This is a genomic window from Nocardioides sp. (assembly GCF_035697785.1).
Classification (GTDB): Bacteria; Actinomycetota; Actinomycetes; order Propionibacteriales; family Nocardioidaceae; genus Nocardioides_B.
The window spans coordinates 1-21,714 of record NZ_DASSCL010000104.1; the positions used below are offsets into that span (position 1 = coordinate 1).

Annotated in this window: 22 protein-coding genes; 7 read left to right on the forward strand and 15 right to left on the reverse strand. The window is 71.7% G+C overall.

Annotated elements, in window-relative coordinates:
- Nucleotides 1-917 (reverse strand): sugar ABC transporter permease (locus tag VFH10_RS10470; RefSeq protein ID WP_325128232.1); only part of this gene is annotated, 917 nt, incomplete at its 3' end.
- Nucleotides 918-1,018: 101 nt separating this feature from the next.
- Nucleotides 1,019-2,374: an ABC transporter substrate-binding protein gene (locus VFH10_RS10475; protein WP_325128233.1), complete on the reverse strand. Its 1,356-nt coding sequence runs from the start codon at nucleotides 2,372-2,374 to the stop codon at nucleotides 1,019-1,021.
- Nucleotides 2,375-2,647: 273 nt separating this feature from the next.
- On the opposite strand from VFH10_RS10475, the gene VFH10_RS10480 reads away from it, so the two are divergent.
- The gene (locus VFH10_RS10480) at nucleotides 2,648-3,730 is read left to right on the forward strand and encodes a sn-glycerol-3-phosphate ABC transporter ATP-binding protein UgpC (RefSeq protein WP_325128236.1); all 1,083 of its coding nucleotides are present in this window, start codon (nucleotides 2,648-2,650) and stop codon (nucleotides 3,728-3,730) included.
- Between the two features lie 69 nt (nucleotides 3,731-3,799).
- Nucleotides 3,800-5,254, forward strand: coding sequence for a wax ester/triacylglycerol synthase family O-acyltransferase (locus VFH10_RS10485; RefSeq protein ID WP_325128237.1), 1,455 nt, complete (start codon nucleotides 3,800-3,802; stop codon nucleotides 5,252-5,254).
- Between the two features lie 217 nt (nucleotides 5,255-5,471).
- Here VFH10_RS10485 and VFH10_RS10490 read toward each other — a convergent pair whose 3' ends face one another.
- Nucleotides 5,472-6,410: an alpha/beta hydrolase gene (locus tag VFH10_RS10490; protein WP_325128238.1), complete on the reverse strand. Its 939-nt coding sequence runs from the start codon at nucleotides 6,408-6,410 to the stop codon at nucleotides 5,472-5,474.
- A gap of 83 nt (nucleotides 6,411-6,493) precedes the next feature.
- On the opposite strand from VFH10_RS10490, the gene VFH10_RS10495 reads away from it, so the two are divergent.
- Nucleotides 6,494-7,378: an esterase/lipase family protein gene (locus VFH10_RS10495; RefSeq protein ID WP_325128239.1), complete on the forward strand. Its 885-nt coding sequence runs from the start codon at nucleotides 6,494-6,496 to the stop codon at nucleotides 7,376-7,378.
- Here the strand turns inward: VFH10_RS10495 and VFH10_RS10500 are convergent.
- Genes VFH10_RS10500 through VFH10_RS10525 form a run of 6 tightly spaced genes read right to left on the reverse strand, consistent with a single transcriptional unit; the run spans nucleotide 7,308 to nucleotide 12,341 of the window.
- Entirely contained in the window at nucleotides 7,308-8,222 is a 915-nt protein-coding gene (locus tag VFH10_RS10500) for a carbohydrate kinase (protein WP_325128240.1), read from the reverse strand. The two genes, VFH10_RS10495 and VFH10_RS10500, sit on opposite strands and share 71 nt — an antisense overlap.
- 7 nt (nucleotides 8,223-8,229) lie before the next feature.
- On the reverse strand, nucleotides 8,230-9,264 hold the full coding sequence (gene glpX, locus VFH10_RS10505) for a class II fructose-bisphosphatase (RefSeq protein WP_325128241.1): 1,035 nt from the start codon (nucleotides 9,262-9,264) through the stop codon (nucleotides 8,230-8,232).
- A gap of 20 nt (nucleotides 9,265-9,284) precedes the next feature.
- Nucleotides 9,285-10,337, reverse strand: a complete 1,053-nt coding sequence (locus VFH10_RS10510; protein ID WP_325128243.1) for an ABC transporter ATP-binding protein — start codon at nucleotides 10,335-10,337, stop codon at nucleotides 9,285-9,287.
- Complete coding sequence (locus VFH10_RS10515; RefSeq protein WP_325128245.1) at nucleotides 10,334-11,107, reverse strand: ABC transporter permease; 774 nt, start codon at nucleotides 11,105-11,107, stop codon at nucleotides 10,334-10,336. Before VFH10_RS10515 ends, VFH10_RS10510 begins: the two co-directional genes overlap by 4 nt.
- Before the next feature lie 47 nt (nucleotides 11,108-11,154).
- On the reverse strand, nucleotides 11,155-11,946 hold the full coding sequence (modA, locus tag VFH10_RS10520) for a molybdate ABC transporter substrate-binding protein (protein WP_325128247.1): 792 nt from the start codon (nucleotides 11,944-11,946) through the stop codon (nucleotides 11,155-11,157).
- Nucleotides 11,943-12,341 carry a TOBE domain-containing protein gene (locus VFH10_RS10525; protein ID WP_325128249.1) on the reverse strand — a complete coding sequence of 133 codons (399 nt, stop codon included), beginning with the start codon at nucleotides 12,339-12,341 and terminating at the stop codon, nucleotides 11,943-11,945. Before VFH10_RS10525 ends, modA begins: the two co-directional genes overlap by 4 nt.
- A 142-nt stretch (nucleotides 12,342-12,483) precedes the next feature.
- Between VFH10_RS10525 and VFH10_RS10530 the strand changes: the two genes are divergently transcribed.
- Entirely contained in the window at nucleotides 12,484-13,014 is a 531-nt protein-coding gene (locus VFH10_RS10530) for a DUF4245 domain-containing protein (protein ID WP_325128251.1), read from the forward strand.
- A gap of 9 nt (nucleotides 13,015-13,023) precedes the next feature.
- Here the strand turns inward: VFH10_RS10530 and VFH10_RS10535 are convergent, their stop codons facing one another.
- Both VFH10_RS10535 and xseA read right to left on the reverse strand, forming a co-directional pair.
- Nucleotides 13,024-13,239: an exodeoxyribonuclease VII small subunit gene (locus VFH10_RS10535; RefSeq protein WP_325128253.1), complete on the reverse strand. Its 216-nt coding sequence runs from the start codon at nucleotides 13,237-13,239 to the stop codon at nucleotides 13,024-13,026.
- Nucleotides 13,229-14,482, reverse strand: coding sequence for an exodeoxyribonuclease VII large subunit (gene xseA / locus VFH10_RS10540; RefSeq protein WP_325128255.1), 1,254 nt, complete (start codon nucleotides 14,480-14,482; stop codon nucleotides 13,229-13,231). Before xseA ends, VFH10_RS10535 begins: the two co-directional genes overlap by 11 nt.
- 145 nt (nucleotides 14,483-14,627) lie before the next feature.
- Here xseA and VFH10_RS10545 point away from each other — a divergent pair, with 145 nt between their 5' ends.
- Both VFH10_RS10545 and VFH10_RS10550 read left to right on the forward strand, forming a co-directional pair.
- On the forward strand, nucleotides 14,628-15,638 hold the full coding sequence (locus tag VFH10_RS10545; RefSeq protein WP_325128257.1) for a 4-hydroxy-3-methylbut-2-enyl diphosphate reductase: 1,011 nt from the start codon (nucleotides 14,628-14,630) through the stop codon (nucleotides 15,636-15,638).
- A 189-nt stretch (nucleotides 15,639-15,827) separates the two neighbouring features.
- Nucleotides 15,828-17,342 (forward strand): DEAD/DEAH box helicase, encoded by a 1,515-nt coding sequence (locus tag VFH10_RS10550; RefSeq protein WP_325128259.1) that lies wholly within the window; start codon nucleotides 15,828-15,830, stop codon nucleotides 17,340-17,342.
- 16 nt (nucleotides 17,343-17,358) lie between these two features.
- On the opposite strand, the gene VFH10_RS10555 is transcribed toward VFH10_RS10550, so the two are convergent.
- The 4 genes from VFH10_RS10555 to VFH10_RS10570 all read right to left on the reverse strand — a co-directional run bounded on the left by VFH10_RS10555 (nucleotide 17,359) and on the right by VFH10_RS10570 (nucleotide 20,298).
- On the reverse strand, nucleotides 17,359-17,916 hold the full coding sequence (locus VFH10_RS10555) for a DUF6542 domain-containing protein (RefSeq protein WP_325128261.1): 558 nt from the start codon (nucleotides 17,914-17,916) through the stop codon (nucleotides 17,359-17,361).
- A 62-nt stretch (nucleotides 17,917-17,978) separates the two neighbouring features.
- Nucleotides 17,979-19,157, reverse strand: a complete 1,179-nt coding sequence (locus VFH10_RS10560; protein ID WP_325128263.1) for a DNA recombination protein RmuC — start codon at nucleotides 19,155-19,157, stop codon at nucleotides 17,979-17,981.
- 108 nt (nucleotides 19,158-19,265) lie between these two features.
- Nucleotides 19,266-20,042 carry an exodeoxyribonuclease III gene (locus VFH10_RS10565; RefSeq protein ID WP_325128266.1) on the reverse strand — a complete coding sequence of 259 codons (777 nt, stop codon included), beginning with the start codon at nucleotides 20,040-20,042 and terminating at the stop codon, nucleotides 19,266-19,268.
- Between the two features lie 25 nt (nucleotides 20,043-20,067).
- On the reverse strand, nucleotides 20,068-20,298 hold the full coding sequence (locus tag VFH10_RS10570; protein ID WP_325128268.1) for a hypothetical protein: 231 nt from the start codon (nucleotides 20,296-20,298) through the stop codon (nucleotides 20,068-20,070).
- A gap of 110 nt (nucleotides 20,299-20,408) precedes the next feature.
- Here VFH10_RS10570 and VFH10_RS10575 point away from each other — a divergent pair.
- Nucleotides 20,409-21,714: DEAD/DEAH box helicase (locus VFH10_RS10575; protein ID WP_325128270.1), on the forward strand; the 1,306-nt coding region annotated here is incomplete at its 3' end.

Below are 21,714 nucleotides of genomic sequence, written 5' to 3' on the forward strand. Positions count from 1 at the left end.
GTGCCGCGGATCTGCGGGATCACGACCTGGAAGAAGATCTTCACCTCGGTGGCGCCGTCGATGCGGGCGGCCTCGAGGGTGTCCTCGGGAACCCCCTTGATGGCTGCCGACAGCAGGACCATGGCGAAGCCGGCCTGCAGCCAGATCAGGATGACCATCAGCAGGACGTCGTTGAAGTTGAGGGTCGTGACCTGCAGCCAGGACACCGGGTCGAAGCCGAGCGTCGTCCAGAACGCGTTGAGCAGGCCGATCTGTGGCCGACCCTCCGGCGCGAACGCGTAGACGAAGCGCCAGATCGTTGCCGCTCCGACCATCGAGATGGCCATCGGCAGGAAGATCATCGACTTGGCGACCTTCTCACCGGTGCCTGAGAGCTTGTCGGCGAGCACCGCGACGATCAGGCCCAGGATCACCGTGGTGATCGGCACGATCGCCAGCCACAGCAGGGTGTTGGTGATCGTGTTGATGAACTCGGGGTCCGACAGCACGTCGGTGTAGTTGTCGAACCCCACCCACGCCGTGCTGTCCTCGTTGGCGAAGCTGTACACGATCGTCTGGAACGTCGGGAAGATCATGAACGACGCCAGGAGCCCGAGGGCCGGCAGCAGGAAGGCGTAGGGGATGACCCTGACGCTGAGCTTGAGCGGCAAAGACTCCACGAGCTGGTTGATGAAGTAGAACAGCAGCATCGCGCCGCCGACGCCGCCGATGATCGCGACCAGCGCCTGCACGAGCTTGGGCGGGTCGAAGTCCTTCAGGAAGATGAAGAGGTTCGCGAACAACCAGATGGTGATGACCAGCCCGATGACGCCGATGACCGCCTTCCTCGGTGATGCGGCGGCGGCGCTGCGTCGAGGTGGACGCTCGGGTTGCTCACTGGGTGTTGGACTGGTTTCTTCGGCTGCGGTCGCGCTCACTGCGGTCCTCCCTGCTGATGCCGTGCCGGACTGACGGGTGAAGGGGCGGCTGCAGGCGGGGCGGCGCGGGACCCGAGACCGCGCCCGCCCCACCTGTCCGGTCAGCCGCTCGGCCAGCTGGCCTCGATGTCGGCCGTGACCTCGTCTGTCGTCTTGGTGCCGGTCGTCCAGTCGACCATCCCGGTCCAGAACGTTCCGGCGCCGACCTCCGCCGGCATAAGGTCGGAGGCGTCGAACCGGAACACGTCGGCCTCGGCGACGAGGTCGGCGATCTTCCTGGTCGTCTCGTCGGGGTAGTTGGAGGCGTCGAAGGTCGCGTGCGGCGAGAGCCAGCCGCCGGCCTGCGCCCACTCGGCTCCGAACTCGTCGGAGGTCAAGAACTCCATGACCTCCTTGGACTCGTCGTCCTCGCCGTTGAACAGTGCGGCCATGTCGCCGCCGCCGAGCACGGGCTGGCCGTCGTAGCCGCCGTCGAGCGGCGGGAACAGCATGACGTCGACACTGTCGTCAAGGTTCGCCTGCACGTCCTCGGGAAAGAAGCCCGTCGCGAAGTTGCCCTGGCGGTGCAACATGCAGGCCGGCGGGTCCTCGAACGACGGGTTGCCCGCCTCACCGAACGGCTGAGACACGATCGCCTCGCCGCCGCCCTGGACGTTGCCCTCGGTGAGCGCGATCTTGCCGTACTCGTCGAAGGCCTGCTTGATCTGGTCGTCGTCGAACGGGATCTCGTGGGCGACCCACTGGTCGTAGACGTCCGGCCCGGCGACCCGGAGGACCATCTCCTCGATCCAGTCTGTGCCGACCCAGCCGGTGGCGGCTCCGGACTCGTAGCCGATGCACCACGGCGCGGTGCCGTCGGCCTTGATCTGGTCGGCGATCTCGGCCAGCTCCTGCAGCGACTCTGGCTCGAGGCTGTAGCCGGCGTCGGCGTACGTCGGCTTGGGCACCCAGACCAGGCTCTTGACGGCCATCCGCATCGGCGCGGCGTAGACCGTGCCCTCGTCGTCGGTGACGGCGTCGAGGAATCCGGGGATCAACGACTCGTTGAGGTCGTCCATGTCGAGGAACTCGTCGGCCGGGACGATGTCGTCACGCTCGGCCAGGTCGAGCAACAGCCCCGGCTGCGGGAACAGCGCGATGTCGGGCGGCTGCCCGCCCTGGACCCGGCTGCGGATGAACGTGGTGAAGTCCGCGTTGCCGGTGTACTTGATGTCGATGCCGCTCTCTTCCTCCCACGCGGTGAGCGCCTCGTTGAACGCCTTGGCCTCGTCGGCACCGAACGCGCCGAACACCTCGACCTCGCCATCGCCCGGGTCGCTGCCGCCTGCACCGGCGGTGCCGCTCGAGTCGCCTCCGGAGTCACCTCCGTCGTCTCCGCTGTCGCCCCCCTGGAGGCAGCCGGCGGTCAAAAGGCACATCGCCGCGAGTGCGGCGAGTCCCACCCTAGGGTTCTTCATCTCTGCTCCTCGTGGTCCGCTTCACGTGCCCGTTACCGTGCTGTGATCTGAGACACATCCAGCCTTCCACCGCGCCACTCGCGTGTCCACAACCAACTTCCGCACCGGACCTCCGGTGAGACGCAACCACGGTGCGGGCGTCTGTGCGGCGGACGCGCCCTTGCCCTGTGACGGCCGCCACAGCAGGATGAGGTTCAGCCCGGCAACAGCCAGGGCCACACCTTTACGACGGATCGTCCGGCACGTTCCTGCCGGTGAAGGGAGCAACACCTCATGGCCACCATCACCTTCGACAAGGCCCAACGCTGGTATCCCGGGGCCGACAGCCCCGCGGTGCCGGGCCTCGACCTCGAGATCAACGACGGCGAGTTCATGGTCCTCGTCGGCCCGTCGGGCTGCGGCAAGTCCACGAGCCTGCGGATGCTCGCAGGGCTCGAGGAGGTCAACTCGGGCAAGATCCTGATCGGCGACCGCGACGTCACGAAGGTGCCGCCGAAGGACCGCGACATCGCGATGGTCTTCCAGAACTACGCGCTGTACCCGCACATGAGCGTCGCCGACAACATGGCCTTCGCGCTGAAGATGGCCAAGGTCCCGGCCGAGGAGCGCAAGAAGCGCGTCGACGAGGCCGCGAAGATCCTCGGGCTCGGCGAGTTCCTCGAGCGCAAGCCGAAGGCGCTCTCCGGTGGCCAGCGCCAGCGCGTCGCGATGGGGCGCGCGATCGTCCGCAACCCGCAGGTGTTCTGCATGGACGAGCCGTTGTCGAACCTCGACGCGAAGATGCGCGTGCAGACCCGCACCGACATCGCCAAGCTGCAGGCAGACCTCGGCGTCACCACCGTCTACGTGACCCACGACCAGGTCGAGGCGATGACGATGGGCGACCGCGTCGCGGTCATGAAGCTGGGCGAGCTGCAGCAGGTCGACACGCCGCTGAAGCTGTACGACAAGCCGGCCAACCTGTTCGTGGCCGGGTTCATCGGGTCCCCGCAGATGAACCTGATGGAGGGTGTCGCCGTCGAGGGTCAGGTCAAGCTCGGTGACTACAAGGTGCCGGTTGACGAGACGGCCTCCAAGACCATGAACGGCAACGTCACCGTCGGCGTACGCCCGGAGGCGTGGCGGCTGGTCTCCGCCGAGGAAGGCGGTCTCCCCGTGCAGGTGACCGTGGTCGAGGAGCTCGGCGCGGACGGCTTCGTCTACGGCACCAGCGGCGTCGAGGGTACGCCGCACGACATCATCGTCCGGGTCAGCGCCCGCGACTCGGTGCACAAGGGCGACACGCTCTACGTGACCACCGACCCGCACAAGGTGCACGTGTTCGACACCGACACCGGCGAGCGTCTCAGCGAGTAGCACGACGCGCATCGACGCCCGGGTCCGACGCCACTGTCGGGCCCGGGCGTTCGTCGTCAGACTGGGACCATGCGCCAGCTGACGTCTCTCGATGCCCAGTTCCTCAACGTCGAGTCACCGACGACGACCGGACACGTCGGCAGCCTGATCGTCCTCGACCCCTCGACGGCTCCGGACGGCATCTGGAACATCGACGCGGTACGCGACGTCCTCGAGCCACGGCTGCACCTGGCGGCGCCCCTGCGGCAGCGTCTCGTCGAGGTGCCGCTCGGGCTGGGCCGCCCGTACTGGGTCGACGACCCGCACTTCGACATCGAGTTCCACCTGCGCGAGCTGGCGCTGCCCGGCCCGGGGAGCCTCGAGCAGCTGGGCGAGCAGGTCGCCCGGATCCACGCCCGCCAGCTGGACCGGTCGCGGCCGCTGTGGGAGGCGTACGTGATCACCGGTGTGGCCGACGGGCGGACGGCGTTCTACAGCAAGATCCACCACGCCGCGATCGACGGTGTCTCCGGTTCGGAGATCCTCGAGACGATCATGGATCTCACCCCGGAGCCGCGCGAGGTGGTCCCCGAGCTCGAGCCGTTCGTCCCGCGCGCGATGCCGAGCACCGTCGACCTGGTGCGACGCGGGCTCGCCTCCCTGGCCTTCAACCCGGTCGAGGTGCTGCGCACCGTGCCGAAGTCGCTCACCTACCTCGACGAGCTCCCGGGGGCCGCCAACGTGCCGGGCGTCCGACTGCTCAGTGAGGCGGCCGGGGTGGTGGGCCGGACGTTGGGACAGGAGGTGCCCGAGCTCGACGCGCGAGACCTGCGCGCGCCCCGCACCCCGCTCAACGGGCCGATCACCGCTCACCGCCGGTTCGCCTACGGTTCGGTGCCGTTGGCCGACGTCAAGCGGGTGCGCAACCACTACGGCATGACGGTCAACGACGTCGTCATGACCCTGGTGGCCGCGACGCTGCGCCGCTGGCTGCTCGACCACGACGCGCTGCCCGCCACGCCGCTGGTCGCCGCCGTACCCGTCTCCGTGCGCACCGAGAACCAGAAGGGCGAGCTGGGCAACCAGGTCTCGGTCATGGTGGCCGCGCTGCCCACCGACGTCGCGGATCCGGCGGCACGCGCCGAGGCCATGAGGGCGTCGATGCTGGAGGCGAAGCGGCACTTCGTCGCGGTGCCGGCAACGCTGCTTCAGGACCTGTCGCACGCGATCCCGACCGCGCTGTCCGGGCTGGCGGCCAGGGCGCTGTTCCGGCTGGCCACGCTGCCCGGCGTGCCGTTCAACCTCTTCGTCAGCAACGTGCCGGGGCCGCCGCGGCCGCTGTACGTCGCCGGCGCACGGGTCGAAGGCATCTACCCGGTCTCGGCCGTGACCGACATGACCGGCGGCCTCAACGTCACGCTGTTCTCCTACGACGGCCACCTCGACTTCGGGTTCATCGCCTGCCGCGAGATGGTGCCCGACGTGTGGCACCTGGTGGACTACCTCGCCGACGCCCTCGACGAGCTGCTCGCCACCATCCCCTGACCCGTTGAGACGCGCCCCGGGGATGTTGAGACGCGCGCCCCGAGATGTTGAGACGCGGGCCCGGCGAGTTGAGACGCGGGCCCGGCGAGTTGAGACGCGCGCTGGGGTGGGCTGCTCTTCTCAAGCGCGCGCGTCAACACCCCTTACCCACACCTCAACCTCCCGGGGGCGCGCTTCAACACTCCTCACCCACCCTTCACGTCCCGGGAGGCGCGTCTCAACGGGGGGAGCGGCGGGCGGTGCGGGTGATGGCGTCGACGAACGTGTGGTGCAGGTCGGGGGGCACGTCGTGGCCCATGCCGGGCACGAGCAGCAGCTCCGACCCGGGGATCGCGTGCGAAGTGGCGCGCCCTCCGGAGACGTGCACCATCCGGTCGCTCATGCCGTGGATGACCAGCGCCGGCACCTGAAGCGAGCGCAGGCTGGGGGTGCGGTCCGGCTGCGCCAGGATCGCGGACATCTGCCGCGCCACCCCCGCCGGGGTGACACCTCGGTCCCAGGTCTCGGCGGCCCGCTCCCGCACGGCCTCGGTGGCGTCGGGGTAGAGCGGTGAGCCGATCAGCTTCCACAGCCGTGCCGAGGTCTCGATGTACTGCTCCCGCGACCCCCGCCTCGCCAAGAGCATCGGCAGCAACCGCGGGTCCTGCCAGCCGACGGTGCGACGGCCGGTCGTCGACATGATCGAGGTCAGCGACAGCAGCCGCTCCGGTCGGTGCACCGCGAGCGTCTGCGCGATCATGCCGCCCATCGAGATGCCCACGATGTGTGCGGCGTCGTGGCCGAGGTGGTCGAGGATCGCGACGCCGTCGTCGGCCATGTCCGTGAGGTGGTACGGCGGCGGTGCGGCCCGGCCCATGAACGACCGCGCCAGCCCGGCGCGGGAGACCCGTCCCCTGACGCGGCTGGAGCGTCCCGTGTCGCGGTTGTCGAAGCGGATCACGTGGAACCCCTGCTCCGCGAGCAGCCCGCAGAAGCGCGGGTCCCACCACGTCATTGGGCCGCCGAGGCCCATGATCAGCAGCATCGCGGGGTTGGAGGCGTCGCCGAAGGTCTGGTAGCAGATGTCCAGGTCACCCTGGCGGCTCGCGACGGTCACGAACTGCTCGTCGGACGGGGAGGCCGACGATGCGGTGCGGGTGTCGTCGAGCTGGGACATGCAACGAGTTTATCGAGTCTCGATTCGGTCGCGGTCCGGCGATTCACGTTTCAACTGTCCCTTCTGTGGCTACCGTCACAAATGTGGACTCACCGCTGGCGACGTTCCTCTGCCCGCCCGGCTACGCCGGACCTCGCGGGCTGCGGGCGATCGCGCGCGAGGGCAGCGCCGTTGCCGAGGCGGCGCGCTTCGTCGGGCGCAGCACCCGCGAGCGGCTCGGCCGTCGGCAGCCGCCGTACGCCTCGCGGAGCCCCCAGCCCGGCCAGGACCCCGTCGTGCTCGTCCCGGGGTTCCTGGCAGGAGACGGCTCGCTGGCTCTGATGGCCCGGCACCTGCGTCGACTCGGCCACCGCACCTACCGCTCGACGATGCATGCCAACGTCGGCTGCACCCGGGCCGCGACCGAGGCGCTCGAGCGGCGGATCGAGACGATCGCCGCCAAGCGCGACCGGCGGGTCACGATCGTCGGGCACAGCCTGGGTGGCTTGCTGGCCCGTGGGCTCGCGGCCCGGCGGCCCGACCTGGTCGAGGGCATCGTGACGCTGGGCAGCCCGTTGCTCGCCCCGGGCGCCGCCCACAGGCTCCTCGTCCTCGACCTCGCGCTGGTCGTCCGGCTGCAACGCGTCGGCCTCGGCTCGATGATGGGAGCGGACTGCACTTCGGGCGACTGCGCCCGGACCAGCTGGGAGGAGGCCCGCTCGCCGGTCGAGCGCGGCGTCGCGTTCACCTCGGTGTTCTCCCGTCGCGACGGCATCATCGACTGGCGCGGCTGCCTGGACCCGCAGGCCAAGACGGTGGAGGTGCGCACCAGCCACCTCGGCATGGCGTTCGACCCGGTGGTGCTCGACGTCGTCGCCTCGACGCTCGCGGCCAACCGGGCCCGCCGCGACGAAGCCGTCAGCCGGCAGGCCAGCCCGGCGGGAGCTCCGAGCGCGTCGGCGGGTCGGCCCCGCGTCGCGAGCAGGTGATGCCCGCGACCGTGTGAGCGGCCGCGAGCAGCGCCTCGACCCGGGAGCGGTTGAGGTCGAGACCCCAGTCGATGGTGACCGCGATCAGCGCGGCCATGAACGAGTCACCGGCTCCCACCGTGTCGACGACCTCGACGCGCGGCGACGGCACCGTGACCGAGCCGGCCCGGGTGAAGGCCTCGGCGGCCGTGCCGCCGTGCGTCACCACGACCAGACGCGTGCGCCCGTTGTCGAGCAGGTGTCCCGCGACCTCGGCCGGTGTGCTGGCGGGCGCGAACGCGTGCACGTCCTCGTCGCTCATCTTCACCAGGTCGGCGTGCGCCGCGACCTCGTTCAGGTCCTCCCAGGCCTGCGGGGCGGGCGGCAGGAAGACCGGGCGCGCGTTGGGGTCGTAGGTCACGAACACACCCGCGTCGACCGCCTGGTCGAGCAGGTCGACGACGGCGTCGCGGCCCGGGCGGAGCGACGCACCGATCGACCCGACGTGGAGTCCGCGCGCAGGGCGAGGAAGGGTGCGCGGGCCGAGCGTCCAGCTCAGGTCGAAGTCGTACGTCGCGGCGTTGTGCTCGTCGAGGTGGGCGGTCGCCGTGCTGGTGCGGTGGCCGCTGACCACGCTGCCCTCGTGGAGGCGCACCCCGCTGCCGGTCACGTGGTCGTGCACGAGCCGTCCGTAGTCGTCGTCGCCTAGCTCGGTGACCAGCAGGGAGTCGATGCCGAGTCGGGACAGGCCGACGGCGACGTTGAGAGGGGAGCCCCCGGGCGCGTCGGTCGGCTCGCCCTCGACCGGTATCACGATGTCGACGAGCGCCTCGCCGACGAGGACGAACGGGGCTTCGTCGGGCACCAGGCGCCTAGTGCTCGAAGTCGACGGCCGAGTAGGACTTGAGCTTGCGCAGCTTGTGCTCGGAGGTGATGGAGCGGATGGTGCCGCTGCGCGAGCGCATCACGAGCGAGTGGGTGCTGCAGCCACCGGCGCGGTAGCGGACGCCCTGCATCAGCTCGCCGTCGGTGATGCCGGACGCGACGAAGAACACGTCGTCGCCGGTGACCAGGTCGTCGGTGTAGAGCACCCGGTCGAGGTCGTGGCCGGCGTCGATCGCGCGCTGCTTCTCCTCGTCGTCCTTCGGCCACAGGCGCCCCTGGATGACGCCGTCGAGGCACTTCATCGCGCAGGCGGCGATGATGCCCTCCGGCGTACCGCCGACACCCATCAGCAGGTCGATGCCGGTGCCCTGGCGGGCGGCCATGATCGCGCCTGCGACGTCGCCGTCGACGATGAACTTGATGCGCGCCCCGGTGGCCCGGATCTCCTCGACGATCTTCTCGTGGCGGGGGCGGTCGAGGAGCACCACCGTGACGTCCTCCGGCGCGCTGCCCTTGGCCTTCGCGACCTGGTGGATGTTCTCGGCGACCGGGTAGCGGATGTCGACGAGGTCGGCGGCTTCGGGCCCGGTCACCAGCTTCTCCATGTAGAACACGGCGGACGGGTCGTACATCGAGCCGCGCGGGGCGACCGCCATGACCGCGATCGCGTTGGCCATGCCCTTGGCGGTCAGCGTGGTGCCGTCGATCGGGTCGACCGCCACGTCGCACTCGGGACCGGTGCCGTCGCCGACCTCCTCGCCGTTGTACAGCATCGGGGCGTTGTCCTTCTCGCCCTCGCCGATCACGACGACACCGCGCATCCCGACCGTGGAGATGAGGGCGCGCATCGCGTTGACCGCGACGCCGTCCGCGCCGTTCTTGTCGCCCTTGCCGACCCAGCGCCCAGCCGCCATCGCGGCGGCCTCGGTCACGCGGACGAGCTCGAGGGCGAGGTTGCGGTCCGGTGCCTCGTGGGCTGCGGACAGTCCGGGAGAGAGTTGCGGCTGCGGGGCGTCGACCATGCCCGGCAGCCTAGGCCATCTCAGGCGCTCCGGTGGACCGAGATCTCGGTCGCCTTCACCGAGGCCCACGCTCGAGCGCCGGGGGTCAACCCCAGCGCGGCGGCCGACTCAGGGGTGACGTCGGCGAACAGTCCCGTGCCGATGTCGAGGTGCACCCTGACCGCGGGTCCGTGCGGTACGGCGGAGGAGACGCGCCCCTCCCAACGGTTGCGAGCCGACCCCGACGGCGGCTCTCGGGTGAGGGTGACCGCGGCCGGACTGAAGCACGCGTTCACCGGTCCGTCGACCGCCGTCACCGACACCACCGTCAGCCCGTCCGGCAGGGTCACCGTGGTGCCGGTGCTCTCGCCGGCGAGCACGTTGAGGCCCACCAGCCGGGCCACGTGGGCGGTGCGGGGCTGCGCCGCCACCTCGGCGGGGACGCCCTCCTGGGTCACCACGCCGTCGTCGATCACCAGCACCCGGTTGGCGAGGGTCAGCGCGTCGATGGCGTCGTGGGTGACGATCACGGCGATGCCGCCGAAGTCCGCCAGGTGGCGGGAGAGCTCGCTGCGCAGCGTCATCGCGACCCCGACGTCGAGCGCCGAGAGCGGCTCGTCGAGGAGCAGCAGCCGCGGCTCACCGGCCAGGGCCCGCGCGATCGCGACCCGCTGCGCCTGACCGCCCGACAGCTGGGCCGGCCTGCGGTCCGCGAGGTCGCCGACACCGAGCCGGTCGAGCCACTGCCGACCGAGCCGCTCGGCCTCGCGCCGGCGCCGGCCGCGGCTGCGGGGGCCGAACGCCGCGTTGCCCAGCGCCGTGAGGTGAGGGAACAGCAGACCGTCCTGGAACACCATGCCGACCCCTCGCTGCCGGGTGTCGATGCGGGCCCCGGCGCCGTCCCAGGTGCTCTCGCCGACCCGGACGTGACCCTCGTCGAGCGGCACCAGACCGGCGAGCGCCCGGACCAGCGTGGACTTGCCGGCGCCGTTGGGCCCGATGACGGCGATCACGTCGCCGGGCTCCGCGGTGAGGGTGACGTCGACGGTGTGCCCCGGACGGCGTACGACGACGTGGGCGTCGAGCGTGCTCATCGCGGCGCACCGCCACGGATGGCCTGGTCGAACCAGTGCTCCCGCATCAGCGCCAACGCGGCCACCGATACCGCCATCAGGATCACGCTGAGCACGACGGCGGCGTCCTGGTCGGCCTGCAGGGCGACGTAGATGGCGTTCGGCATGGTGCGGGTGGTGCCGGGGTAGTTGCCGGCGAACGTGATGGTGGCGCCGAACTCGCCGAGCGCGCGGGCCCAGCTGAGCACCAGCCCGGCGAGCACACCGGGTCCCGCCAGCGGCAGCGTGACCCGCAGGAAGGTGGTCCACCGGCTGGCGCCGAGCGTCGCCGCCACCGCGTCGAGCTCGGTGCTGGTGGCCCGCATCGCCCCCTCGACGCTGAGCACGAAGAACGGCAGCGAGACGTACGCATGGGCGATCACGACCGCGAGCGTGGTGAAGGGGAGCGAGACGCCGAACGTGTCGTACAGCGGCCCGCCCACCAGCCCCCGGCGTCCGAACGCGGAGAGCAGGGCGACACCGCCCACGACCGGCGGCAGCACCAGCGGGACGATCACCAGCGCGCGCAGGGCCGTCCGGCCCGGGAAGTCGACCCGGGCCAGCAGCCACGACAGCGGGATGCCGACCGCGGTGACCACCGCGACCGCCGCGACCGACGTCACGAGCGAGAGCCGCAGCGCATCCAGGACCTCGGGCTCGAGCAGCCGGCGGCCGAGGTCCGGCCAGGGCACCCGCAGCAGCAGCGCGACCATCGGCAGCACCAGGAAGAGGACGCCGAGGACCCCGGGCACCAGCAGACGAAGGGGGGCTCGGCCGAGTGCGGCCCCGGACGTGTGGGTCACGGTGCGCCGAAGCCGGCGTCCCGGAGCGCCTGCTGCCCGTCGTCGGACAGGACCAGGTCGACCCAGGCCTCGGCGAGCTCGGGTTCGGCGGCGTCGCCGACCACCGCGATCGGGTACGACGTGGTCGCCCCCTCCGACCCCGGGATCTCGACCGCCCGGACCCGGTCCCTCGCTGCTCGCGCGTCGGTGGCGTAGACGATTCCGGCGTCCGCCTCGTCGAGCTCGACCTTCGCCAGCACCGCCTTGACGTCGACCTCCTCGCTGGCGGGATCCCTGTCGATGCCCTGCTCGTCGAGGACGGCGGCCGCCAGCGCACCGCACGGCGCGGACTCGACACACACGACGAAGTCGACGTCGTCGCCGTCGATGTCGGCGAAGTCCTGGATGCCGGCGGGGTTGTCCGCGGGGGTCACCAGGACCAGCCGGTTGGTGGCGAACGTCTGCGGCTCGTCGGCCGTGTTGCCGGCGTCGGCGACGAGAGCCATGGTGCGCTCGTCGGCGGTCGCGAGGACGTCCGCGGGCGCACCCTGGTTGACCTGCTCGGCCAGGGTGGCGCTCGAGTCGAAGGCCAGCTCGACGGTCACGCCGTCGTGGCGAGACTCGAACTCGTCGGCGAGCGACTCGAAGGTCTCGGTGAGTGACGCGGCGGCGAGCACGGTCAGGGTGCCACTGAGCCCGCCACCGTCGGTGGACCCTGACGAGCCCGCCCCTCCCTCGGTGCAGCCGGTGAGAGCCAGGGCGGCGAGGACGGTCGTCGGCACCAGCACCGGGAGGACGCCGAGCCTCACGGCAGCTCTACCACGACGTTGGTGGACTTCACCGACGCCAGCGCAAGCACCCCCGGCGCCAGGCCGAGCTCGTCGGCGGCCTCCGTGCTCATCAACGAGACCATCCGGTAGGGGCCGCAGACCATCTCCACCTGCGCCATCACGGTGTCCTTCTTGACCGCGGTGACGATGCCGCGGAGTCGGTTGCGGGCGCTCACCGACGACGCCCGGGGGGTGCCGTCGGGGTTGGTGTCCGCGAGGGACCGGGCCAGCGCCGCCAGGTCGGCGCCCTCGACGTGCAGCCGGCCGTCGTCGCCCGCGCCGGCGGCGAGGCGGCCGGCGTCGATCCAGCGGCGTACCGTGTCGTCGCTGACACCGAGCACACCGGCGGCTTCCGCAACTCGGTAGGTGATCACCCTCACAGCATGCCGCATCTGCGCCCGTCTTGCACCCAGGCCGATTCCGCAAGTGCGGTCTGGCGGTCAGGACGGTTAGGGGGTGTGGCCCCGGCCGGAGGCTGTCGTCCCGGCCGAGGACCCGGCTGACAGAATGCCGAGCGTGAGTGGACAGGCCGGCCGTTACCAGCGTTCCGTCGCCGGCTTGATCGGCGCGATGCTGGTGATCCTGGCTGTCGTCGTCGCCTTCGTGGTGCTCCGTGAGATCAACCGCAACGACCCGGCCAGTCCGGTGCGCTCCATCGACTACACGCGGGACGCCGACTTCGCCCGCGACCAGGCTGGGTTCGAGGTGCTCGCCCCGCCGAGCCTGCCGGCGGGGTGGCGGGCCACCACGGCGAGGTACGTGCCCGGCGCGGACGAGCACTGGCACCTGGGCATGCTGACCGACGACGACCGGTACGTCGGGCTCGAGCAGTCGGCCGACTTGGCCGAGACGATGGTGGAGCAGCACGTCGACGAGGCCGCGACGCGTGCGGACCCGGTCTCCATCGCCGGTGCGGAGTGGACCACCTGGCGTGACGGCGGCGGCGACCTCGCGCTGGTGCGCCAGGACGCGGGCACGACGACCCTGGTCGTGGGCCACGAGGTCGACGCCGACGTGCTCGCGGACTTCGTGGCCTCGCTGCGCTGAGTCGCCGGGTCACTCCTCGGCGTCGGTGTCCTTCGCGACCGCGGCGTCGAGCCGCCTCCGGGCGCCGTCGAGCCAGCTCTGGCAGATGGTGGCGAGCTTCTCGCCGCGCTCCCACAGCGCCAGCGACTCCTCGAGGGAGCCGCCGCCGGACTCGAGCCGCCGCACGACGTCGATCAGCTCCTCGCGGGCCTCCTCGTAGGACAGCTCCGGCACGTCACTCGTCATCTTCGGGCTTCTCCTCTGGGGCGGGGTCCGGGTCGGTCTCCTGCACGAGTACGCCGAGTCGCCCGTCGGCCACCCGAACCCGGAGCGGCGCGCCGACCTGGGTCTGCTCCGGGGACGTGACGACGTGGCCGTCGGCGTCCTGCACGACGGCGTACCCGCGCCGCAGCGTCGCCAGCGGGGACAGGCCGCGCACGCGCGCGAGCTGGTGGACGAGATCGTCGTGCGCCCGGTCGAGCCGGTGGTGCATGGACCGCCGCGACCGGTCGCGGAGCTGGACGACCTCGTGCCACCGGTCGTCGAGGCCGCTGACCGGGTCGGCGAGGCTGGGCCGGGCGCGCAGGGCGTCGAGCTGGTGCCGCTCGCGGTCCAGCCAGGCGCCCAACGAGGAGCGGATCCGGCTGCGGGCGTGGGCGATCCGCTCGATCTCCTCGGCGACGTCGGGGACGACCGTCTTGGCCGCGTCGGTGGGGGTGGCGGCGCGGCGGTCGGCGACCAGGTCGAGCAGCGGGCTGTCGGGCTCGTGGCCGATGGCGGAGACGACAGGTGTCGTCGCGGCGAACACCGCCCGGAGCAGTCCCTCGTCGGAGAACGGCAGCAGGTCCTCGACCGAGCCCCCGCCGCGCGCGATCACGATCACGTCGACCCGGTCGTCGCGGTCGAGACGTCCGAGGGCGGCCATCACCTCGGCGGCGGCGTTGGGTCCCTGCACGGCGGTGTGCAGGACCCGGAACTCCACGGCCGGCCAGCGCCGACGCGCGACCTCTAGGACGTCGCGCTCGGCGGCGGAACCGCCACCGGTGACCAGTCCGACGCACCGGGGCAGGAACGGGAGCGGGCGCTTGCGCTCCCGGGCGAACAGGCCCTCGGCGGCGAGCAGCTGGCGGCGGCGCTCGATGCGGGCGAGCAGCTCACCGAGTCCGACCATCCGGATGTCGGCCGCCCGCAGCGACAGGGTGCCGCGGTTGGCGTAGTAGGACGGCTTGGCGTGCACCACGATGCTGGCGCCCTCCACGACCGGGGGGTTGAGCGAGTCGAACAGCTGTCGTGAGCAGGTGACCGGGACGGACACGTCGGCGACCGCGTCGCGCAGGGTCAGGAAGACGGTGTTCATGCCCTGGCGCCGGCTGAGCTGGGCGACCTGTCCCTCCACCCAGACCGGGCCCAGGCGGTCGACCCAGCCGGCGATCAGGTTGGCGATCTGGCGCACTGGGGCAGGTTTCTCGGGGGACGTGTCGAGACCCATGTCACCCCTCCCGCGCACGACGTACTCCGGACGGGAGCACCCTACGGGCCACCACCTACGATGGAGCGATGATCACCCCACGACGCTGCTCGCTGCGGGCCCTCCTCTGCCAATCGAAGGGCTCGCACCGCCGCGGGGACCCCGAATGACCACCTCCGACCTCGGGATGCCCCCTGTGCTCGATGCCGCCGAGGCCGAGCGCTCGGTGCTGCTCGCCGCGCCGCGCGGCTACTGCGCCGGTGTCGACCGAGCCGTGATCACGGTGGAGAAGGCGCTCGACCTGTACGGCGCGCCGGTCTACGTGCGCAAGCAGATCGTGCACAACAAGCACGTGGTGGCCAACCTCGAGTCCCGCGGCGCGGTGTTCGTCGAGGAGGTCGCGGAGGTGCCCGAGGGCGCCACCGTCGTGTTCTCCGCTCACGGTGTCTCGCCGGAGGTGCACAAGCAGGCCGAGGAGCGGTCGCTGAAGACGATCGACGCCACCTGTCCCCTGGTCACCAAGGTGCACCACGAGGCGCGGCGGTTCGCCAGCGAGGACTACGACATCCTGCTCATCGGCCACCAGGGGCACGAGGAGGTCGAGGGCACGGCCGGCGAGGCTCCCGAACACATCCAGCTCGTGCAGACCCCCGAGGACGTCGCGAACATCGAGGTGCGCGACCCGGCGAAGGTCTCCTGGCTCTCGCAGACGACGCTGTCGGTCGACGAGACCATGACGATCGTGGACGCCATCCGCGAGCGGTTCCCGCAGCTGCTGGACCCGCCGTCCGACGACATCTGCTACGCCACCCAGAACCGGCAGATGGCGATCAAGGAGATCTCGCGCGCCGCGGACCTGGTGATCGTCGTGGGCTCCGGCAACTCGTCGAACTCGGTGCGCCTCGTCGAGGTGGCCCTCGAGGCCGGCGCCAAGGCGGCGCACCGCGTCGACGACGCGAGCGAGATCGACGAGGCCTGGCTCGAGGGCGTCGAGCGGGTCAGCGTCACTTCCGGCGCGTCCGTCCCCGAGGACCTGGTCGACGGGGTGCTCGCGTTCCTCGCCGAGCGCGGCTACCCGGACGCGCAGGCGGTGCACTCCGCGGAGGAGTCGCTGATCTTCGCGTTGCCGCCCGAGCTGCGCCGCGACATCCGGGCCGCGGAGAAGGCGCGCGCCTGACGCAGCGCGAGGCGTGACCGGGCTCACCGCGGCGGGTTCGTCGTACCGACGCTGTTGCCCGTAGAGTGGTCACAGCGGCCCCATCAGTTCTGCCTCGGGCCGTTTCTCCTTCTCGTCATCCACCGAGCGCCGCGGGCACAGGTTTCCCGCGCCGGGCAGGACGACCCATCGACCACCGGAGTCATCCCTATGGCGGACCACCGCCCCCTCGCACCGTCCACCCCTGCCTCCTTCGCGGACTTCGACCTGCCCCCGGCACTGGTCGCCCTGCTCGCTGAATCCGGCATCGACACGCCCTTCCCCATCCAGAGCGCGACGCTCCCCGACTCGCTGGCCGGCCGCGACGTGCTCGGCCGCGGCCGCACCGGCTCGGGCAAGACCTACGCGTTCGTGCTGCCGCTGCTGGCCCGGCTCGCCGCGAGCGGCCGCAGCACCCGCTCGAAGGCACCCCGGGGCCTGATCCTGGCGCCGACCCGTGAGCTGGTCACCCAGATCGAGGCGGCCCTCGCGCCGCTCGCCAAGACGCTCGGCCTGCGCTCGATGACCGTGTTCGGCGGAGTGAAGCCGGCCCGGCAGATCCAGTCGCTGCGCAACGGCGTCGACATCGTGATCGCCTGCCCCGGCCGGCTCGAGGACCACATGCGCTCCGGCCACGTCGACCTCGGGCAGGTCGAGGTGACCGTGCTCGACGAGGCAGACCACATGGCCGACCTCGGCTTCCTCCCCGGCGTACGTCGGATCCTCGACCGGACCCCGAGCAACGGCCAGCGGATGCTGTTCTCGGCCACGCTCGACGCCGGCGTCGACGTGCTGGTGAAGAGGTACCTCACCAACCCTGTGGTCCACAGCGTCGACTCCGACCGCTCGCCGGTCGGCACGATGACCCACCACGTGCTGCACGTGACGCCGACCGGGCGTCTGGACGTGATCACCGACCTCGCCGCCGCACCTGGCCGCACGGTGATGTTCACCCGCACCAAGCGCGGCGCGAAGTCACTGGCCCGGCAGCTCTCGATGCGCGGGGTGCCCGCCGTCGAGCTGCACGGCAACCTGTCCCAGGGCGCGCGCACCCGCAACCTGGAGGCGTTCTCCTCCGGCCGTGCGAGCACGCTCGTCGCCACCGACATCGCCGCCCGCGGGATCCACGTCGACGACGTCGGCCTCGTCGTGCACGCGGACCCGCCGGTCGAGCACAAGGCCTACCTGCACCGCTCCGGCCGCACCGCCCGCGCCGGGGCCTCCGGCACGGTGGTGACGGTGATGATGGACGCGCAGGTGTCCGACGTCCGCGACCTGACCCGCCGGGCCGGGATCAAGCCCACCGTCACCAAGGTGGCGCCGGGGCACGCCCTGCTGCACGACATCGCGCCGGGGCAGCGCAGCTTCGTCGAGGTCGCCGACCTTCCGGCCGAGACGGTGCCGGCTCCCCGGTCCGGCCGCGGCTCGCGGAACGGTTCGCCCAGCGGTTCGCGCGGCGGTGCCTCGGGATCCTCACGGCGCCGCGGTGGCCGAGGCAACGGGTCCGGCTCCACGGCGGGCGACTCCGGGGGCGCGAAACCCAACGGCCGCAACGGCGGCAGCCGGGGCGGCCAGGGCCGCCCGACCGGTGGCACCCGGAACGACAGCGGCCGGACCGCCGGCGGCACCCGCTCCGGTGGCGGCCACAGCGCGGCGTCCTTCTCCCAGAGCGCGCGCGGCCGCTGATCCGACCCCGCGCCGGTCAGCGGGCGTGGCGGAGGGGTGCTTCGACCGTTCGCTGGCTCGGCACCGAGGACCCGGGATGTGGTTGCCGCTGCGGCTGCGCGGCGACGGTGCGCGCGGTCGAGGTCCGGGCGGGGCGAGCGCCGGCGCGGATGGTGCCGGCGTTGCGGTACGCCACCTGGCGCAGCACCAGGATCGCCAGCGTCAGGGAGTAGCCGACCACGAGCGCACCGGCGTGGTGCGCGAGACCGGAGACGGTCGCCTGCACCAGGCCGTCCCCGGGGTCTGCCACGGCCACCCGCCTGGTCCCCGCGAGGATCGCCACGATCACCAGCATCGACAGCGGTGGCAGCACGCCGACGATGAAGAAGTCGCGCTGGCGTACGGCGAGGGCCGCGGCGACGCAGGTGACCACGAACGTGAGGTCGAAGAGCAGCGTGAGCCGGTCGAAGACCAGGGTGTCGGCGAGCGCGACGGAGAGCAGGACCGTCGCGGTGAGGGTGCGGACCAACCGACCGGGGTGGCGCCCCTCCTCCCAGAGGGTCCTCCTCGGGGCGGTGTGCGTGGTGCTGCTCACGCCTCCAAACTAGGGCGGCGACACTCCCGGCCCGCGGCGACGCGCCGTAGCCCGGAGCGCCCTCACGCGGTGCGCCAGGACGCGTCGTCGGCAGCGGTCGGACCGTCGGGGTCCTCGGGCAGCTCCGGGCGCGGTTCCGCCACGGCGTCGAGCAGCTCGGCCGCACTGAGCTGGCGGGGCGCGTCGGTGACGACGCCCGGGCTGGGGAGGTCCTGGCCGGTGACCTCGAGGTCCTGCAGCCGGCGGGCCGACACCAGCACCCGCGACTCGAGGGACCCGATCGCCCGGTTGTAGGCGCCGACCGCCGCGGTGAGTGATCGCCCGACCTTGTCGAGATGGTCGCCCATCGTCGCGATCCGCTCGTGGAGGTCACGGGCGAGCACGTGGATCTCGCGGGCCTTGTCGGCGAGCGCCTCCTGCGTCCAGGCGTGCGCCACCGTGCGGAGCAGGGCGATGAGCGTCGTCGGGGTCGCCAGCACGACCTGGCGGGTGGCGGCGTACTCGATCAGGGAGGGGTCCGCCTCGAGCGCGGCGGACAGGAACGACTCTCCGGGCACGAACAGCACCACGAACTCGGGGGAGGCCGGGAGGCTCCGCCAGTAGGCCTTGCCGGCCAGCACGTCGACGTGTTGCCGCAGCTGGCGGGCGTGCCGGCGCAGGTGCGCGAGCTGCTCCTCCTCGTCATCGGCGGAGGTCGCGTCGAGGAACGCGTCGAGCGGCACCTTCGCGTCGACGACGACCTGCTTGCCGCCGGCGAGGTGCACCACCAGGTCGGGCCGGAGCAGCGCGTCAGTCGCGGCGGAGCCCGGCGCCGGGGCACGGCGGAGCGAGACCTGCTCGTCGAAGTCGCAGCGTGCGACCAGTCCGGCGAGCTCGACCGCACGCCGCAGGTGCAGCTCGCCCCATCGGCCGCGGACCTGCGGGCGGCGCAGCGCGGTCGCCAGCGAGGACGTCTCGCGGCGCAGCGAGTCGGTGGAGTGGCGCACGTCCTCGACCTGCTGCTTGAGCTGGCTCTGCCAGGACACCCGGTGCTGCTCGACGTCGCGGAGCTGGTCGTGCAACCGCTGCAGACCCTCGCGTACGACGGCGTGGTCGGCCGCCCGCGACTCCAGCTCGCGGCGGGAGATCGCGGCGTCGTGGCCGAGCGCCCGGCCGCGTGCCAGCAGCCAGCCGCCGCCCGCGCCGATGACCAGCCCGACGAGCAGCACGACCAGCAGCGACAGTGACGTCTCGATGTCCATGTCGCCAGGATGCCGACGTCCGCCGACAGATTCGGATACGACGCGACGTTTCTGCTGTTTCAGCCCTGGTTGGACGACCGATACGTCGCGTCGTATCCAGGAAGGAGGTCAGTCGAGGTCGACGATCACGGGCGCGTGGTCGCTCGCGCCCTGGCCGGCGCGTTCGTCCCGGTCGATCACGGCACCGGTCACCCGCCCGGCCAGCCGGGGTGAGCCGAGCACGAAGTCGATCCGCATGCCGCGGTTGCGCTCGAAGCGCTGCCGGTAGTAGTCCCAGTAGGTGAAGACGCCGGGGCCAGGGGCGTGCGGCCGTACGACGTCGACGTACCCGTCGTCGAGGAAGGCCTGGAAGGCCGCACGCTCGGGCGGCGTGACGTGCGTGTCCTTGGCGAACGCCGCCATGTCGTAGACGTCGTCGTCCTGCGGTGCGATGTTCCAGTCGCCGACGAGGGCGGTGTCGTCCTCGAGCCAGCCCCGTGCGGCGTCGCGGAGCCGGGCCAGCCAGTCCAGCTTGTAGACGTAGTGCGGGTCGCCGACCTTCCGGCCGTTGGGCACGTAGAGGGACCAGATCCGGATTCCGCCGCAGACCGCGCCGAGCGCCCGCGACTCGGCGGCGACCGGGTCGCCCCAGCCGGGCATCCCCTCGAACCCGACGCATATGTCGTCCAGCCCGACCCGGCTGATGATCGCGACGCCGTTCCACTGGTTGGTGCCGGCGGCCGCGACGTCGTACCCGAGTGCCTGGAGCCCCATCAGCGGGAGCTGGTCCTCGCGCGCCTTCGTCTCCTGCAACGCCAGCACGTCGACGTCATGGCGCTGCAGCAGCGCCTCGACGCGGTCGATGCGGGAGCGGAGCGAGTTGACGTTCCAGGTGGCGATGCGCACCCGCCCAGCCTAGGCGGGCCGGTGGCTACGCCTGCCGGGACGACCGCACCTGACGGGACGCCACCCAGACCTCGAACCGGCCCTCGCGGGTGTCCGCGAACTCCTGGAACTGCCGCTCGAAGGCGGCGACCTCCTCGCGCAGGATGAACATCCGGTGGCTCACCACGCGCTCCGGATCGCAGGCGTGGGTCTCGGCCTCGACTCGCTCGACCGACTCGCCGCAGGACGGGCAAGGCATGTATCGGGACGGGAACACGGGCACCTCCTTCGTCTCCCTACAAGTTGCCGCTTCGACAAGGGTCCAAACGCACGGCAAGAGGCCTGCTTCGCCGCGCCGGCGGGACGATCAGGGACGATGGCTGCCTGATGACCCTGACGGACCTGCTCCCGACCCCGGACCCCGGCGTACGCCGTGCCCCCGACCCCGACGACGTGTACGACGTGTTCACCAACTGGGCCGCCGGACAGGGCATCACGCTGTACCCGGCACAGGACGAGGCGTTCCTCGAGGTGCTCACCGGCAGCAACGTGATCCTCTCGACGCCGACCGGGTCCGGGAAGAGCCTGGTGGCCACCGCCGCGCACGCGACCGCCCTGGCCCGTGGCGAGCGCACCTACTACACCGCGCCGATCAAGGCGCTGGTCAGCGAGAAGTTCTTCGCGCTGTGCGACGTGTTCGGCCCGGACAACGTCGGGATGCTGACCGGCGACGCCTCGGTCAACCCGACCGCCCCGGTGATCTGCTGCACCGCCGAGATCCTGGCCAACCAGGCGCTGCGGGAGGGCGAGGCGGCGGACGTCGGGCAGGTCGTGATGGACGAGTTCCACTTCTACGCGGAGCCGGACCGCGGCTGGGCGTGGCAGGTCCCGCTGATCGAGCTGCCGCACGCGCAGTTCCTGCTGATGTCGGCCACCCTCGGCGACGTCTCGTTCTTCCGCGACGACCTGACGCGGCGCACCGGCCGGGACACCGCGGTGGTGTCCTCGATGCAGCGTCCCGTGCCGCTGCACTTCTCCTGGGCCGAGACGCCGCTGCACGAGACGCTGGAGGAGCTGCTCACCACGAACCAGTCCCCGGTCTACGTCGTGCACTTCACGCAGGCCGCCGCGCTCGAGCGGGCCCAGGCGCTCACGTCGGTCAACGTCGCGACCCGTGAGCAGCGGGACCGCATCGCCGAGCTGATCGGTGACTTCCGGTTCGGGCCCGGCTTCGGCAAGACGCTGTCGCGCCTGGTCCGCCACGGCATCGGCGTGCACCACGCGGGGATGCTGCCGAAGTACCGCCGCCTCGTGGAGACCCTGGCCCAGGCCGGCCTGCTCAAGGTCATCTGCGGCACCGACACCCTGGGCGTCGGGATCAACGTGCCGATCCGGACCGTCGTACTCACCGCCCTCACCAAGTACGACGGCCGCCGGACACGGGTCCTCAAGGCGCGTGAGTTCCACCAGATCGCCGGACGCGCGGGCCGGGCCGGCTACGACACGTCGGGGACCGTCGTGGTGCAGGCGCCCGACCACGTCGTGGAGAACGCGACGGCGATCGCCAAGGCGGGCGACGATCCCCGCAAGCGCCGCAAGGTCGTGCGCCGCAGGCCGCCCGAGGGCGCCATCGGTTGGGGGAAGCCGACGTTCGACCGGCTGGTGACCGCGGAACCCGAACCGCTGCGCTCCA